Genomic DNA, 15,050 nt, shown 5'->3' with positions numbered 1-15,050 from the left:
CGCCCGCGGTGTCACCGTGGTGACCGGCCCCAGCGGCTGCGGAAAGTCGACCCTCCTCGACGCGCTGGCCGGGCTGCTCCCGCTCAGCGCCGGGACCGTGACCGCCGACGGAGCTCCGGTCGGCGGCCCCGAGTGGCAGCGGCAGGTGGCCTGGCTGCCGCAGCGGCCGCAGTTCGTGGCGGGCACGATCGCCGACAACCTGCGGCTCGGCCGCCCCGAGGCGACCACCGCTGCCGTGTGGCGGGCCCTGCGCCTCGTTGCCCTCGAGGAGCGGGTCCGGGCGCTGTCCCACGGTCTCGACACCACCCTCGGCGAGGACGGCACCACCCTCTCGGCGGGTGAGCGGGCCCGGCTCGCCCTGGCGCGGGTGGTGGTCGCCGACCGCCCCTGGGTGCTCCTCGACGAGCCCACGGCGCACCTCGACGACCTCACCGAGCAGGTCATCACCGACGCCCTGGTCGAGCTCGGCCGCCGGGGTGCGGTGGTCGTGGTCGCGCACCGGCCGGCGCTCGTCGACGTCGCCGACCACCGGTTGGAGCTGCCTGCGCCTCCGGCTCCGGACCCGGAGCTGCCGATCCCGCTCGCCCGTGCGACGGCTGAGGTGGAACCCGTCCCGGCCGCCGACGTCGTGCTGCCCCGGGCACGGTTCGCGGTCGGCACGCTGCTCTCCGCGCTGGCATCGGCCTGCGGCGTCGCGCTGACCGCCACGGCGGGCTGGCTGATCGTCCAGGCGTCGACCCACCCGGCCGTGCTCACGATGCTCGTCGCCATCGTCGGCGTGCGTACCTTCGGGCTCGGGCGCCCGGTCCTGCGCTACGCCGAACGCGTCCGATCCCACGACGCCGCGCTCCGGCTGCTCGCGCGCCGGCGGGTCGAGGTCTACGACGCCATCGTCCCGCTGACGCCCGGCCGGCTCGGCCGGCGTCGCGGCGACCTGCTCACCGCCGTCGTCGACGACGTCGACGGGGTGGTCGACCGCGAGCTCCGGGTCCGCATGCCGTGGCGCAGCGCTGCGATCGTCGGCGCGCTCGTCGCCGCCGTCGCCGCGCTGGTGCATCCGCAGGTCGCGCCGGTGATCGCGGCGGGCGCGCTCGCCGGCGGCGCCGGCGCATGGTGGCTCGCACGGCTCGGGGCGAGGTCTGCGGAGCAGAGAACGGTCTCGGCCCGGGCCGCGCTGTCCGCGCGCGTCGTCGAGGTGGCCCAGCTGGCTCGCGAGCTCCGCATGTGGCAGGCGGCCGACCGGGTCGTCGGGGAGGTGGCTCGGTGCAGCGACCGGCTCGGCGCGGCGGCGACCCGTGCCGCCGCCGGTGCGAGCGCGGCGCGCGCGTGGGTCCTGGCCGTTGCCGGAGCGACCATGGCCCTCGTGGCGGCGGTCGCCGCACCCGCGGTCGCGGACGGCACGTTGTCGGGGCCGATGATGGCGCTGCTCGTGCTCACTCCGCTGGCCCTGGCCGAGGTGGCGGCTCCGCTGGCCGAGTCCGGCGCCCTCTCGGTCCGGACCGACGCGGCCGCGGCACGACTGGCAACGCTCGAGCACACCGCGCCGGCCGTCCGCGACACGGTCGCCGCACCGGCGCCGACCACCCACGACGTGCTCGTCGACCGGGTCCGCGGCCAGTGGGGGCAGGACGCGCCTGTCACCACGGAGTGCTCACTGACGCTCGCCCCCGGCGAGCGGGTCGGGATGGTCGGCCCGTCGGGCTCGGGCAAGAGCACGGTCGCCGCCTTGCTCGTGCGGTTCCTCGACCCGGTGTCCGGGGTCGTGCGCCACGGGGAGGTCGACCTGCGCGACCTCGCCCTCGACGACGTCCGTCGCCTCACCGGCTACGTCGACGACGACCCGCACGTCTTCGCGACCACGCTGGCGGAGAACGTCCGGCTCGCCCGGCCGGGCGCCGGCGACCAGGAGGTCGCCACCGCCCTTGCACGGGCCGGGCTGGGGGGCTGGGTCGCCGCGCTTCCCGACGGCCTCGACACGTGGCTGGGCGACGGCCACGCCGGCCTGTCCGGCGGTGAGCGAGCCCGCCTGGCGATCGCGCGGTCGATCCTCGCCGACCAGCCGGTGCTCGTGCTGGACGAGCCGACCGCCCACCTCGACCACGCGACGGCGACCCAGCTGGCGCACCAGCTGCTGGAGGATCGGGGCACCCGGGCCGTCCTGTGGATCACGCACAGCGACGTCGGCCTGGACCTGGTCGACCGGGTCATCGACCTGGCGCCCGCACCCCTCGAGCTCGACGGCCGCGGCGGCCCCCGTCAGGGGACCCGACGCAGCTGACGGGGGGCGGTGCCGTCGGGCCCGACCGGCGTCGCGAGCCGGACCTTCGCGTCCACGGCGATGCAGCCGTCCGGGCGGACCATGACCGGGTTGAGGTCCAGCTCGGCCAGCTCGGGCACGTCGACCGCCAGTCGTCCGAGCGCGGTGACCAGCTCCGTCAGCCCCTCGAGGTCGCCGGCAGGAGCCCCGCGGAACCCCTTGAGGATCCGCGCGATCCGCAGCGACTCGATGGCACGCCGGGCCTCCGGCGCGGTCACCGGGGGAACGAGGAAGGCGCGGTCGTTCCAGACGTCGGTGGCCACGCCACCGGAGGCCACCATGACCAGCGGACCCATGGACGGGTCGCGGACGACGCCCAGCGCCACCTCGGTGCCGGAGACCATCGACTGGACCTGCACCTCCGGGGCGTGCCCGACCGCGGTCCGGAAGTCCCGGTAGGCGTCGCGCACCTGGCCGCGGGTCCGCAGACCGGTGCGCACCAGCCCGAGCTCGGTCTTGTGCACCACACCCGGGTCGGTGACCTTGACCGCCACGGGGAAGCCGGCCGCGACGGCACAGTCAACGGCCTGCGCGGCGGAGTGGGCGGAGCAGCCGAGCAGCGGGATGCCGTACGGCGAGAGCAGGTCGCTCGCCTCGGCGGCGCTGAGCCACCTGGTCCCGGCGGGGCCGAGCAGCTCCTGGGCGAGCCCGCGGAGCCGGACGACCTGCTCCGGCGGCGTGGGCTCGAGGACCGGTCGCTCCATGGCGAGCCAGTCGGCGTACCGGACCGCCCGGCCGAGCGCGCGAAGCGCCGAGGCGGTGGTGCGGTAGGTCGTGATGGGCGAGCCGGCGTGGTCGGGCGCCGGGATGCCCCCGAGCGGGACGGCGACCACCGGGACGTCCGGGTTCGCCGGGCGCACCCGCAGGAGCTCGGGCATGGTCGCGCTGCTGTCGGTCACCCCGGTCGCGACCGGGACGACGAGGACGGCGTCGACCTCGCCGGAGGTGAGGACGGTGCGCACGAGCTCCGCGAACTGCTCGGGTGGCACGCCGGCGCCGGCGTCGACGGGGTTCCCGGTCCCGGTGGTGCCCTGCACGAGCTCGCCCAGGCGCTGCCGCAGCTCGGGCGAGAACTCCGGGACGTCGAGCCCCTCGTCGGCCGCCGCGTCCGCGGCCAGGACGCCCATCCCGCCGGCGTTGGAGATGATCGCCAGCCGTCGTCCGCGCGGCAGTGGCTGCTGGGTGAGCAGCACCGCGGTGCGGGCGAGGTCCTCCGCGTCGCGGCACCCGATCACGCCGGCCTGCGAGAACAGTGCGTCCACGCCCACCGCGGGCGTGGCGGCCGCGGCGGTGTGCGACGCACCTGCCCGGCTGCCACCGGCCGACCGTCCGCCGACCACGGCCAGCAGCGGCTTGCGCAGCGCGAACCGGCGGGCGAAGCGGGCGAACTTGGCGGAGTTGCCGAACGACTCGAGGTAGAGCGCCGCCGCCTTGACGTCCGTGTCGTCGTACCACGCCGCGAGGAGGTCGTTGCTGGAGACGTCTGCCTTGTTGCCCAGCGAGACGAACGTGTGCACGCCCAGGCCCAGCTCCCGGGCCAGGTCGAGGAGCACGATCCCGACTCCACCGGACTGGCTGGCGACCGCGAGTCCCCCCGGCGGCGGTACGGCGTCGCTGAACGTCGCGTTGAGGCGGACGTCCGGCTGGTTGCACAGCAGGCCGAGACAGTTCGGCCCGACGAGCCGCACGTCGTGGGCGCGCGCCAGCGTGGCGAGCTCGTGCTGCATGCGCGCACCTTCCTCGCCGAGCTCGCCGAAGCCCGACGAGACCACCACGGCCGCGCGCGCACCAACCGCGACCGCGTCGCGGAAGACGTCGAGCGCGTGGGTGGCGGGCACGCAGATCACGACCAGGTCGAGACCTCCCGGGACCTCGGCCAGGGAACAGTACGTCGGGACGCCGGCCAGCTCCCCGGCACGCGGGTGGATGGCCGACACGGTGCCGGAGAAGCCGGATGCCACGATCGAGCGCAGCACGGTCGCCCCGATGCCCGTGCCGTCGGAGCGCACGCCCACGACCGCGACGGACGCGGGGTGGAGCAGCGGCGCCAGGGACCTCGCCTCGGCGTGGAACTCGCGGTCGTCGGCACGCCGCGCCGACTCCGCGGTCACACCCGTGCCGAGGGTGAGCACGACGGTGCCGAGGTCGAACGCGCGCTTGCGGGTGTAGCCGGCGTCGGAGAAGACGGTGAGCATCGCGTGGTTCTCGGTGAGGACGTCGGCCTCCAGGGCCGTGAAGCCGCGGGCGAGGGCCAGGGCCGCGACGTGCTCGAGCAGCAGCGTGCCGACGCCGAAGCCGCGCGCGTCGTCGGCGACCAGGAAGGCCACCTCGGCCCGGTCCGACGACATCGGCTCGGCGGTCACCAGCCCGATGAGCCGGCCGCGCCGCTCGGCCACCAGCGCCAGGGTCTCCGGGTCCGCCAGGACGTGGTCGACGTAGGCGTGCGCCGTCCGCCGGGCGGCCGAGAAGAAGCGCAGCCGGATCGCCTCGTCCGACACGTTCTCGTGCAACAGGTGCAGGGCCCGGCCGTCTGCGGGCCTCAGGGGACGGATCACCGCGATGGAACCGTCGGCGAGCAGGACGTCGGCGGGCGCTGGGAGGCTGGTCGTCGTGGTCACCGCGCCTGCCTCCGCGAGAACATCGTGGCCTCGAGGTCCCAACCGTCGCCAACGCACCGACCGGTCAGCTCTGTCCATGCGAGCCGGAGCTCGGTGCTGCGGTCACCCGCAGCCCAGGGCCGGGGGGCCGGGCGGCCGGGGACCTCGGGCACGGCGTGGACGACCTCGCCCAACCCTCGGGCCACCACGCTCCACCCCTGCCAGTAGGTCTCGTCCACCAGGTCCACCTGGAACGCGATGCGCTGACCATCGGCGTACCGGGCCACCAGCCCCTCGGGCCCGGTCCGCACCACGACGGTGTCGTCGCGGACGATGTAGTTGACCGGCACGGCCTCGGGCCCGTCCGGGGTCATCAGCACGACTCGGCCGAAGACCGCACGGCGCAGCAGCCGTTCGCACTGGGCGGTGTCGAGCTCTCGGAGCAGTGGCATGCACCCAGCGTCGAGCCGGCGCCCGGTCATCGGGAGGGCCATAGGTCCCGGCGGCCCGGGCCTGACGGCCGTGGGCGCCCCGAGCGCTGGTCGCGAGGCTGGGGGCATGACGAGGTTCGGCGTGCCTCCCGGCGCGATCGTGGTCGGTGTCGACGGCTCGGGTGACTCTGATCGTGGGGTGACGTGGGCGGCCGAACAGGCGTTGCGCGAGCGTCGGACGCTCGCACTCGTGCACAGCACGGACCGGAGCGTACTCGGTGAGATCCGGTGGCTGGACCGGCACAGCATGAACCCTCAGCAGCTCCGGACCGCGTTGCAGGAGCTCAGCCGCGCGACCCTCACCCATGCCGCCGAGCGGGCCGCCGCCCAGGTGCCCGGCGTCGAGGTCACCACGGCGCTGGTCGACCTGGACCCACGGGTCGCGCTGGAGCAGCTCTCGACCGAGGCCCATCTCGTCGTCGTCGGGTCGCGGGGCCGGGGACCGGTCGAGTCCGCCCTGCTCGGGTCGGTCAGCGCGTCGATGGCCCGCCACGCCCACTGCCCCGTGATCGTGTGCCGGCCGTCCGCCGGCCCGCTCCAGGGTGAGGCGAGGGTGGTCGTCGGTGCCGACGGAAGCCCCGCCTCGCGCCCCGTCCTCGAGTTCGCCTTCGCGCAGGCTTCGCTCCACGGCCTGCCCCTGACCGTGATGCACTGCTTCTGGGACGCCGTCATGGCGGCGGCCGGCCCAGGGGCCGTGCTGCCCGTCGACCGGTCCGACCTCTCCGACCTGAGGCTGCTGCTGGCGGAGTCGGTGGCCGGCCTGGCGGCGAAGTACCCCGATGTCCGGGTCAGCCAGGAGCTGGCTCGGGGCCTGGTGGACGACTGCCTGGCCGACCGGACACCCGACGCGGCGCTCCTGGTCGTCGGCCGTTCAGAGGTCCACGGCTGGACCCGGTTCGTCCACACCTCATGCGCGCTGGCGGTCCTCGAGCGCGCACACACGACGGTTGCCGTGGTGCCCGAGTCCACCTGAGAAAGGAACAGCCATGAACAACACGCCCACCAACGCCATCGTGGTCGCCGTCGGCCCCGACGGCCACGACGCCGCCGTCGCCTTCGCGGTCGCCGAAGCCCGCCGGACCGAGCGCCCGCTGCACGTCGTCCATGTGCTGGAGCGGCTGACGGCGTACTCCTTCGTGAGCCACGACGGGATCGTGGAAGCCGCGCGGGCCACCCTGGACGAGGCGACGGCGCAGGCCGAACGGCTGGCCGGGCAGGACGTCGAGGTGACCTCGGAGCTGGTGACCGACGGCTGGATCGTCGACGAGCTGGTCAAGCACACCGAGGGAGCCTCGCTCCTGGTCCTCGAGCATCGGGCGCTGACCCGGGCGAACGGCGCCTTCGGCGGATCGACCGTCCACAGCGTCGCGGGTCGCGCCCGGGTGCCGGTCATCTCGGTGCCGAAGGGATGGCTCGCCGACGGGCCCGTCAAGGGAGTGGTCACCGCCGCCGTCCAGGACGCGACCGAAGCCGCGGTGCTCCTCCGCGCCGGGTTCGTCGAGGCCGAGGCACGCCAAGCCCGGCTCGTCGTGCTGCACGCCTGGTGGCTGTCCTCGGGCTACGACGTCGTCGTGGTCGACGACGCCATGCGCGAGGAGTACGAGAAGGAGTTCCGCCAGGAGCTCGAGCCGGTCCTCGCTCCCCTGCGCGCGGAGCACCCGGGCGTGGATGTCGAGGTCATCGTCCGGCACGGGCCCCGGGTGGAGGCGGTGCTCGACGCAGGCGAGGTCTCCGACCTCCTGGTCCTCGCCCGGCGCCACCACCTGCTGCCGCTCGGCAGCCACCTCGGCCCGGTCGCGCGAGCCGCCCTGGGCCACTCCACCTCCCCGGTCCTGGTCACCCCCGAGGCCGGTGCCCCTGCCGCACAGCAGTACTCCGAGATCCTGGCGACGATCGGCCGGCGTCCTGAAGCCGCGAGCTGAGCCACCAGGAACATCACCCACCTCCTCGCGCCTCCCCACCGGCGTCGAGGACGAGCAGGCCCCGGACGCCCCCACGTCCGGGGCCTTCCTCTTGGGCGGCCGCGCGCGCAGAACGCCGCATCCCGGCTTTGCCGAGGTTCTCCGGCATCAGGTGCCGATTCCCCTCCGCAGACCCACTGACCGGCGCTGGTGGTGCCCACGCGGGCACGTGCGGATCCATCAGGCGAGCCCCTCCTGCACGCCCCGGATGAACGTCCCGACGACGGGGGACCTAGGTCTGGCCAGGTCGGGCTCCTCGGCCCTGCCGGCCGAGCACCCCCCGTCCATAGCGTGAATGTCATCCCGGAGAACTGGATCTCCGCCGCTAGAGAAGGAAGTGGAACATCATGCGCTCGGCATTCGACAAACTCATCTCCTGGACCGGCCTGGCCCTCTCCCTCACCCTGCTTGCCGCAGGCGGCCTGCTCCTGTGGGCGAACGTCTTCATCGGCAACCAGGTGCACGACCAGCTGTCCATGCAGGACATCACGATGCCCTCCGGCGAGGCGCTCTCCAGCCTGCCCGAGGCTGACCAGAAGGCTCTCGAGCCCTACGCCGGAAGCACCATGGACACCGGTGCCGAGGCCAAGGCCTACGCCGACCACTACATCCTCGTGCACATGAACGAGGCCAGCGACAACCAGACCTACTCCGAGGTCAGCGGCCAGTACCTCGCGCTGTCCGACGAGGAGAAGGCCAGCGCCGAAGGCCAGGCCCTCGGCCAGCTGCGTCAGACGCTGTTCATGGGCAACACCCTCCGTGGCCTGCTTCTCTACGGCTACGCGTTCGCCACGATCGGCACCATCGCCGGCATCGCCTCGATCGTCGCCTTCGGCGCCGGTGCGATCCTGCTGGTGCTCGTCGCGCTCGGGTTCTGGCACGCTCGCCGGGTCGAGCACACTGCCGAGCGCACCGCCCCGGTGGGGGTGCCCCAGCACGCCTGACCGCGACGTCAAGAACCTCCCGGGAGCCCAGGGGCTCCCGGGAGGTTCCACGTCTGTCTCCAGGCACCCAGATCCGATCCGACGCATCTGCGTCCCGATCCTGCGTTTGTGCTGGTGGACGCATCCCAGTCGCCGGCGACGCCGTCGAGGTGGACGGGGCAGTTCTCGAGGTCACCGACATGGTGGGGCCGAGGATCACCCCACTCGCCCTCCACCCCGTGGCGAAGCCCGGATGAGCCGGACTTCGAACCTGCGTGGGCCACCCTCCGGCTCGTCAGGATCGGATCAGAGACCCGCACCTACGGTCCCCGCATGGCCAGCCGCACCGCGCCGCCTCAGCGTCGGGCAGCCGGCCGTGCGCCCGGTCCACGCTACGAGCGCGTCTGGACCACGACAGCGGTCGTCACCGCAGCGGCGTGGATCGCGATCGCGGTCCTGCAGACGCCCTGGGCGCCACTGTTCGCCCTGGCCACCGCACTCGGCGCCTACGGCGGGGTGCTGTTCGTCCGCGCTCCCCTCGCCACCGGGCGCGGCCGGCGCCAGTACGCCGCCGCGGCGCTCGCTGTCGCGGGGGTGGTCCTGGTGATGGCGGGGGTCCGGCAGCACTTCCTTCTCGGGCTGACGGTGTTCTCGTGGCTCGCCGGCTCGTCTCCGCAGGTGATCCGCTGGGTCGCCGGCGACTAGCCTCCGAACGCGCGGCGAGGCCTCGTCAACCGGCCTCGCAGTGGGTCCGGAAGGTGGCGAAGACGTCGTGGAGGGGCGTCGTCCCCGGGACGCGTCCGGTCTCCCGGAACCACTCCACGCCCAGGACTCGCCGCTGGACCGGGCGAGGCAGGTGCAGCAGCAGCGCCAGCGTCCGCACCTCGTCGTCGCTCGCGGCCTGGCTGACGTGGGCCCGGAGGGCTCGCAGCTTCTCGTCGAGGTGCGGCCGCACGTCGACCCGGTGAGTCAGCTCGTGCCGGGGTGTGAAGGCGCTGCGCAGGTCGGGCAGCCGCGGCACCGGCAGGACCACGGCCGCACGACGCAGAAGCCGGGTGGCACGGAGCAGCAGCTCGCGATCCACGGTTGCCTCGAGCACGACCGGCGTCTCGGCCATCCGGGCGGCGATCGTCCCGACCTGGTGGACCTGGACGTGGTCGGGGTGGCCGTAGCCCCCTGCGGCGTCGTAGGTCGTGAGGACGTCGGCGCGCTCCTCGACCAGGATCGCGGCCAGCTCGAGGGCCACGACCTGGGGATCGAGGCTGGCGAACGTGCCCGGCTGCACGGGCGGCTCGCCGGCGACGGACCCCGAGTCCGCGTGACCGAGCAGCACGACCCGGGCCGCTCCGATGGCCGCGGCGGATGCCGCGAGCTCGTGCTCCCGGCGCCGGCCCAGCTCGGCCGCGGTGGGCCTGCCGGCGGCCAGACCGGCCTCCCCGGAGGTGGCCACCACGATGACGACCCGGTGTCCGTCGGCGGCGGCGCCGGCGAGCGTGCCCGCGGTGAGCAGCGCCTCGTCGTCGGGGTGCGCGTGGAAGGACACCACCGTGAACGCCCTCTCGTCGCTCATCCGACCAGCACCCTGCGCGTCGCGAGCCTCGCGCCGACCGGGGACGGTGCAGCGGCCGCAAGGACGTACAGCTCAGCGGTGCGCTCCAGCGCCTGGTCCCACCCGAACCTCGGCAGCACGGCTCGGTTGTGCAGGGCGATCTCCGTGCGGAGCGCCGGGTCGCCGAGGAGGGTGAGCAGCTGGTCCGCCATGCCCCGGTCGTCGTCGCCGAGCAGCCCGTCGGTTCCGTGCTCGATGAACGTCGCCACGCCGGAGCGCGCGCTCGCGACGACCGGAACGCCGCTGGCGCGGGCCTCCAGGGCAGCGATGCCGAAGGACTCTCGATGAGCCGGCGCCAGGAAGACCGAGGCGTGCGCGAGCTCCCGCCGGATCTCGGTGCGCTCGAGCGCGCCGGTGAGCCGCACCCGGTCGGTGAGCCCGTGGCGACGCAGGTAGCGCTGCACGCGACCTCGTTCGGGTCCGTCCCCGACGATGGTGGCGGTCAGCTCGGTCCGGGCGGCCACTCCCTCCAAGGTGCGGACCAGCGGCAGCGCCCGCTTCACCCCGGTCAGCCGCATGACGCTGAGCACGTGGGGCGGCTCCGGGTCCGTGCGCTCGCCGAACGGGGTCCAGCGGTCGAGGTCGACCGCGTTCGGCACGATCTGGACGGGAACGCCCAGGACGGCTCGGACCGGTTCGGCGGCTCGCTCGCTGACCGCCGACCAGGTCACGTCCCACCGGCGCATCCCGCACACGTCACGAGCCAGCTCGGGCAGCCGGCCCACGTGCGTCCACAGCGAGTGGACCGTCACTGCCGTGGGGATGCCGACCCGCGCGGCACGGCTGGCCGTGGCCAGGGCGAACGGCGACACGATCGAGACGTGGGCGTGCACCACGTCCGGAGCCTCATGGAGCAGCCACCCATGCCGGTGGTGGTCGATCCGGCGTACGACGTCGCCGGCCGCATCGGCGGACGCAGTGCGAGCGGCCACGGCGACGTCGTGGCCGGTGGCCTGCTGCCTCGCCGCGAGGTCATGGACGTGCAGCTCGATCCCGCCGATGGTCGGGAGGTAGCTGTCGGTGACGTGCAGGATCTTCACGCCGCCACTCGCTGCCGCCAGGTCCAGCCGGCCAGGAGCAGCCCGCCGACGGGGATCTCGAGCCCGAACGTGAGGGCTCTGTAGAGGAGCGTCCCGGCCGCCACGCCGGCCGGGTCCGCCCCCGGAGCCAGCAGGAGCGCTCCCGCGAGGCCGACCTCGACCAGGCCCAGCCCGCCCGGCGTGAGCCCGGCCAGGGTCGTCAGCCGCTCCACGCAGAAGCCGATCAGCACGAACGGCAGTGCTACTCCGGCACCGGTGACGCTCAGACAGGTTGCGAGGAGGGCGAAGAGCAGCAGCAGGTACGCCGCCATGCCGATGCTCAGCCGCTGCCACGCGGAGCGGACCACACCGGCGACGTGTGCCCGCAGCCGTTCGGCACGGTCCCCGAGCCGCCCCAGGACGCTGGGGCGGGCGATCACCGCCGACGCGAGCGCGCCGACCAGCGGCAGCGCGATGACCGCTCCGACCAGGAGGTGGCGGAGCCCGGCCGAGACCGGTAGGCCGAGCACCAGCAGCGGCACCACGAGCACCGGCAGCAGCAGCTTGGAGACCACGTCCCAGAGGTTGGTGACGACCGTGTACGACGCGAAGGCTCCCGGTGTGAAGCCCCACCGCCGGGTCATCCGGTAGTTCAGCGCGACCCCGGCGACCCCACCCAGCGGCAGGACGTTCGCCACGGCGCTCCCCGTGAGGCTGAGCAGCAGCGCCCGGCCGTGGCTCAGCCCGGGGAGGGCGGCGGTGAGCGTGACCGTGTGTGCGACCAGGCCGGCGAGCCACAGGACGAGCAGACCGGTCAGCGCGACCGACGGTACCGAGACGACGATGGCCGACACCGACCGCCACGGAGCGCCGGAGACGATCGGGAGGATCACGAGCAGCAGCCCGGCACCAGCCACGACACCGCACACGTAGGTCGCCCAGCGGACCGGACGGGCGCGCTGCCATCGGACCGGAGCGTCGCCGACCGGTCCCGCGGTCGGCGGAAGGGCGAGGTCGAGCGTCACGCTGTGCAGCGTCGTGTCCGGTTCCTGATCGCAACCTGACGAACCCGCGGCGCCGACCGCCGGCTGTCAGGTACTGATCAGGTTGCGGCCCGGACGCTGGGGTGTGGTCGCCCGCCGCCTCTGGATCATCACCGGCTGCTTCGCCGCCGTGGCGCTGCTGCGGTCGTGGCGGGTCGGGATCCCCGTGAAGGACCCTGGCGGAGCCTTCTTCCTGACGAGGGTCGCGCTGACCGCCGGCCTGTTCGCGGTCTTCGCACTGATCGAGGCGTTCGTGCGCACGCCGCGCGGCGAACGGACCCTGCGGACCCTGTGGGCGACCCATCGGCGCCGCTGGCCGGCCGGCCGGCTGGCCGCGGCGTGGTCCTGCCTGCTGGCCTACCACGTCGTCTACCTCACCTACCACAACCTCAAGTCCTGGGACGTGCTGAACGCACCCAGGGACCATGACCTGACCGCGGTCGACCGCTGGCTGTTCCTGGGTCACTCCCCCGCGGTGCTGCTCCACGACCTGCTGGGGCAGGGCGCCGCGGCCTACGTCCTGCTGGCGATCTACGAGGCGTTCCCGACCCTGGTGGTGCTGGTGGTCGCCGGCAGCGTCTTCACCCCTCGCCTGCGGGACGGAGCCACCGTCCTGGCCTCGCTCATCTGGGTCTGGATCCTCGGCACCGTGTCCTACTACGCCGTCCCCTCGCTCGGGCCCTTCCACGACCGGCCGCAGGACTTCGCCGGACTCCCGCACACGAAGGCGACCACCACCCAGGCCGTCTACCTGGCCCAACGGGACCACCTGCTGGCCCATCCCCACGCAGCCGACGCGTTCGCCCAGGTCTCGGCGTTCGCGAGCCTGCACATCGCCGTGACCACGGTGATCATGCTCATGGCGGCACACCTCGGTCACCGGCGGACCGCCCGCGTCCTGGGTGTCTACCTCGCCCTGGTCTGCGTGGCCACGGTCTACCTGGGCTGGCACTTCGTCGTGGACGATGTCGCCGGGCTGGTCATCGGCTGGGCCGCCGTCCGGCTCGGGATCTTGACCACGAGGTCGAGGCCCGGTCGCGACCGGGCGGCTCACCGGCGCGGCATGGTCACCACGAAGGCAGCGCCGTCGGCGCCCGGGGCGAGCTCGATCTCGCCCCCGAACGAGCGTGCGACCCGCCTCGCGATCCCGAGACCGAGACCGGCTCCTCCGGTGCCGTAGGTGGCGCCCGGTTCGAACAGGCTCCCCCGCAACGGCTCGGCCACACCGGCACCGTCGTCGGCCACCACGAGCTCGACGTGGTCGGGGGCGTCGCGTGCCGTGAAGGTGATCCGGTGGTCGGCGTGGCGCACCGCGTTGTCGATCAGGGGCGCCACCGCCCGGACGACGAGGTCGCGCGGAGCGGCGATGCGTGCCGTGGACGTCGCGGTCCGGTCGTCGACCGACAGCCGGCCGTCGAGCGGTCCGGAAAGGCTCGTCATCACCTCCGCGACCGTGCAGGTCTGCTCCTGCCCGGCGACCGCCCCTTCCCGCGCGATGTCCAGGAGGGTGCGGATGACCGCGCTCATCTCTCGAGCCGCCACGGCGATCTCCTCGAAGTCCTCGCGGTCCTCGGGGTCCTTCACCCCGCGCATGAGCGCCAGCCCCGCCGAGCCCTGGATGCCCGTCAACGGCGTGCGCAGCTCGTGCGCGAGCTCGGCGGTGAGGCGCTGCTCTGTGCGGATCGCGGAGGCGACCCGGTCGAGCAGCTGGTCGAGGGTGTTGCCGAGGGAGGAGAGCTCGTCGCTGGGCGGGCCGAGCGCGAAGCGGTGCGTCAGGTCGTGCTCGCTCCACTCGGTGGCGCGTTGTGCCATCTGGGCGACGGGCTCGAGCGCCTTGCGCGTCACCCGGAGTGCGACGAGCGCGGTGATGGCGACCACCAGGACGCCGATGGCGATGGTCGCGAGCAGTGCGTAGAACTCCGAGCGTTCGTAAGGGCCCGTCTCCTGGCTGACCACGATGACGCCGCTGTCGCCGCTGGGCGTCGTGAAGGGGACACCGATGAGGCGCTCGTCGTCGCGAGGCCCGCTGACGGTGCGCCGTACGTCCGTGGTCGACAGGTCCTCCGCCCGCGCACGCACCTCGTGCTCGACCGACCCGGCGATCAGGTCGCCGCTGCCGTCGAAGATCTCGATCCCGGGCTCGAGCGCGTCCCGCGGGACGCTCAGCCGGTCGGCGGACGCCTGCTCGATGACCGCGATCATCGCGTCCGCGCGGTCGTTGAGCACCGTGCCGATGTCGCGCTGCGCCGTGCGGGCGAGCAGCACCTGGATGCCGACCCCGACGAGCAGCATCGCGATGCTCATCACCGCCACCGTGGAGAGCACGATCTTGCCGCGGAACGACCGCGGCCCGAGCCGGAAGGTCCTCACCTCAGGGTGTAGCCCACGCCGCGCACGGTGACGAGCTCCTGGGGAGCGTCGACGTCCCTCAGCTTCCTGCGGATCCGCCGGATGTAGGAGTCGATCGAGTTCTCGCTGACCTGACCGCCACTGGGCCAGGCCGCGGAGGCGATGGCCCGGCGGCGGACGACCTGCCCCGGACGCGAGGTGATCGCGGCGAGCATCCGGAACTCGGTCGGGGTGAGCATCACCTCACGGTTGTCGAAAGACATGGAGTGCCGGGCCGGGTCGAGCGACAGCTCGGTCCGGTCACTCGACGTGCTCGGGGGTCCCCGGCGCGCGAGCACCTCGACCCGCGCGACCAGCTCCAGGGGGTCGAACGGCTTGGGCAGGTAGTCCTCGGCGCCGGCGCTGAAGCCCGCGAGCTTGTCGTGGACGGCGCCGAGCGCGGTCAGGAACATCACCGGAGCCAGCTGGCCGTTGGACTGGAGCGCCTGGCAGACATCGCGCCCGTCGGCATCGGGCAGACCGATGTCCAGCACGATCGCGTCGAGCGTGTCGTCGGTGCCGAACAGACGGACGGCTTCGCCCCCGTTGTGGGCGACCACGACCTCGTGCCCGGCGAGCTGCATCGACTTGATCGCCACGCGCCGGATGGCTGGATCGTCCTCGCACAGACCGATGCGGGCCATGGTGACCACCTCGTCGTTGCTCGGTTGCGGCCGATGTGGGACCACGGTGCTCGCGCGA

12 protein-coding genes and 1 pseudogene are annotated in these 15,050 nt (G+C 73.6%); 6 read left to right on the top strand and 7 right to left on the bottom strand.

Going from position 1 to position 15,050, the window contains the following annotated elements; all coding sequences use genetic code 11:
* On the top strand, positions 1–2,278 hold a 2,278-nt coding region (gene cydC / locus VFV89_RS07505; protein ID WP_329705297.1), incomplete at its 5' end, for a thiol reductant ABC exporter subunit CydC.
* Here cydC and VFV89_RS07500 read toward each other — a convergent pair.
* Both VFV89_RS07500 and VFV89_RS07495 read right to left on the bottom strand, forming a co-directional pair.
* Entirely contained in the window at positions 2,257–4,935 is a 2,679-nt protein-coding gene (locus VFV89_RS07500) for a GNAT family N-acetyltransferase (protein WP_329705296.1), read from the bottom strand. The two genes, cydC and VFV89_RS07500, sit on opposite strands and share 22 nt — an antisense overlap.
* Positions 4,932–5,366, bottom strand: a complete 435-nt coding sequence (locus tag VFV89_RS07495) for a pyridoxamine 5'-phosphate oxidase family protein (RefSeq protein WP_329705295.1) — start codon at positions 5,364–5,366, stop codon at positions 4,932–4,934. The genes VFV89_RS07500 and VFV89_RS07495 overlap by 4 nt, the downstream gene beginning before the upstream one ends.
* A 106-nt stretch (positions 5,367–5,472) precedes the next feature.
* Here VFV89_RS07495 and VFV89_RS07490 point away from each other — a divergent pair, with 106 nt between their 5' ends.
* The 4 genes from VFV89_RS07490 to VFV89_RS07475 all read left to right on the top strand — a co-directional run bounded on the left by VFV89_RS07490 (position 5,473) and on the right by VFV89_RS07475 (position 8,994).
* A complete protein-coding gene (locus VFV89_RS07490) occupies positions 5,473–6,378 on the top strand; it encodes a universal stress protein (protein WP_329705294.1) in 906 nt (301 codons plus the stop codon).
* A 13-nt stretch (positions 6,379–6,391) separates the two neighbouring features.
* The gene (locus VFV89_RS07485) at positions 6,392–7,327 is read left to right on the top strand and encodes a universal stress protein (RefSeq protein WP_329705293.1); all 936 of its coding nucleotides are present in this window, start codon (positions 6,392–6,394) and stop codon (positions 7,325–7,327) included.
* 386 nt (positions 7,328–7,713) lie between these two features.
* Positions 7,714–8,310 (top strand): hypothetical protein, encoded by a 597-nt coding sequence (locus VFV89_RS07480; RefSeq protein ID WP_329705292.1) that lies wholly within the window; start codon positions 7,714–7,716, stop codon positions 8,308–8,310.
* 312 nt (positions 8,311–8,622) lie between these two features.
* Positions 8,623–8,994, top strand: coding sequence for a hypothetical protein (locus VFV89_RS07475; RefSeq protein ID WP_329705291.1), 372 nt, complete (start codon positions 8,623–8,625; stop codon positions 8,992–8,994).
* 25 nt (positions 8,995–9,019) lie between these two features.
* Here VFV89_RS07475 and VFV89_RS07470 read toward each other — a convergent pair whose 3' ends face one another.
* Genes VFV89_RS07470 through VFV89_RS07460 form a run of 3 tightly spaced genes read right to left on the bottom strand, consistent with a single transcriptional unit; the run spans position 9,020 to position 11,942 of the window.
* Positions 9,020–9,859, bottom strand: a complete 840-nt coding sequence (locus VFV89_RS07470) for a PIG-L deacetylase family protein (protein ID WP_329705290.1) — start codon at positions 9,857–9,859, stop codon at positions 9,020–9,022.
* Positions 9,856–10,938: a glycosyltransferase family 4 protein gene (locus VFV89_RS07465; protein WP_329705289.1), complete on the bottom strand. Its 1,083-nt coding sequence runs from the start codon at positions 10,936–10,938 to the stop codon at positions 9,856–9,858. Before VFV89_RS07465 ends, VFV89_RS07470 begins: the two co-directional genes overlap by 4 nt.
* Entirely contained in the window at positions 10,935–11,942 is a 1,008-nt protein-coding gene (locus VFV89_RS07460; protein WP_329705288.1) for a lysylphosphatidylglycerol synthase domain-containing protein, read from the bottom strand. Before VFV89_RS07460 ends, VFV89_RS07465 begins: the two co-directional genes overlap by 4 nt.
* A gap of 103 nt (positions 11,943–12,045) precedes the next feature.
* On the opposite strand from VFV89_RS07460, the gene VFV89_RS07455 reads away from it, so the two are divergent.
* Positions 12,046–13,140, top strand: a complete 1,095-nt coding sequence (locus tag VFV89_RS07455; RefSeq protein WP_329705287.1) for a phosphatase PAP2 family protein — start codon at positions 12,046–12,048, stop codon at positions 13,138–13,140.
* Here VFV89_RS07455 and VFV89_RS07450 read toward each other — a convergent pair.
* Positions 13,077–13,772: pseudogene (locus tag VFV89_RS07450) on the bottom strand (sensor histidine kinase); the annotation flags it as partial. The gene VFV89_RS07455 and the pseudogene VFV89_RS07450 overlap by 64 nt on opposite strands.
* Before the next feature lie 554 nt (positions 13,773–14,326).
* On the bottom strand, positions 14,327–14,992 hold the full coding sequence (locus VFV89_RS07445; RefSeq protein ID WP_329705286.1) for a response regulator transcription factor: 666 nt from the start codon (positions 14,990–14,992) through the stop codon (positions 14,327–14,329).
* Between the last annotated feature and the right edge of the window lie 58 nt (positions 14,993–15,050).

It is taken from the genome of Nocardioides sp. (genome assembly GCF_036274455.1).
Lineage (GTDB): Bacteria > Actinomycetota > Actinomycetes > Propionibacteriales > Nocardioidaceae > Nocardioides.
This window is presented reverse-complemented; position numbering and strand designations above follow the sequence as displayed.

Bases quoted from the DNA above. Each gene is read 5' to 3' on its own strand.
- VFV89_RS07480 (WP_329705292.1), top strand. From the start codon at position 7,714: ATGCGCTCGGCATTCGACAAACTCATCTCCTGGACCGGCCTGGCCCTC.
- VFV89_RS07485 (WP_329705293.1), top strand. From the start codon at position 6,392: ATGAACAACACGCCCACCAACGCCATCGTGGTCGCCGTCGGCCCCGAC.
- VFV89_RS07495 (WP_329705295.1), bottom strand. From the start codon at position 5,366: ATGCCACTGCTCCGAGAGCTCGACACCGCCCAGTGCGAACGGCTGCTG.
- VFV89_RS07475 (WP_329705291.1), top strand. From the start codon at position 8,623: ATGGCCAGCCGCACCGCGCCGCCTCAGCGTCGGGCAGCCGGCCGTGCG.
- VFV89_RS07490 (WP_329705294.1), top strand. From the start codon at position 5,473: ATGACGAGGTTCGGCGTGCCTCCCGGCGCGATCGTGGTCGGTGTCGAC.
- VFV89_RS07470 (WP_329705290.1), bottom strand. From the start codon at position 9,859: ATGAGCGACGAGAGGGCGTTCACGGTGGTGTCCTTCCACGCGCACCCC.
- VFV89_RS07445 (WP_329705286.1), bottom strand. From the start codon at position 14,992: ATGGCCCGCATCGGTCTGTGCGAGGACGATCCAGCCATCCGGCGCGTG.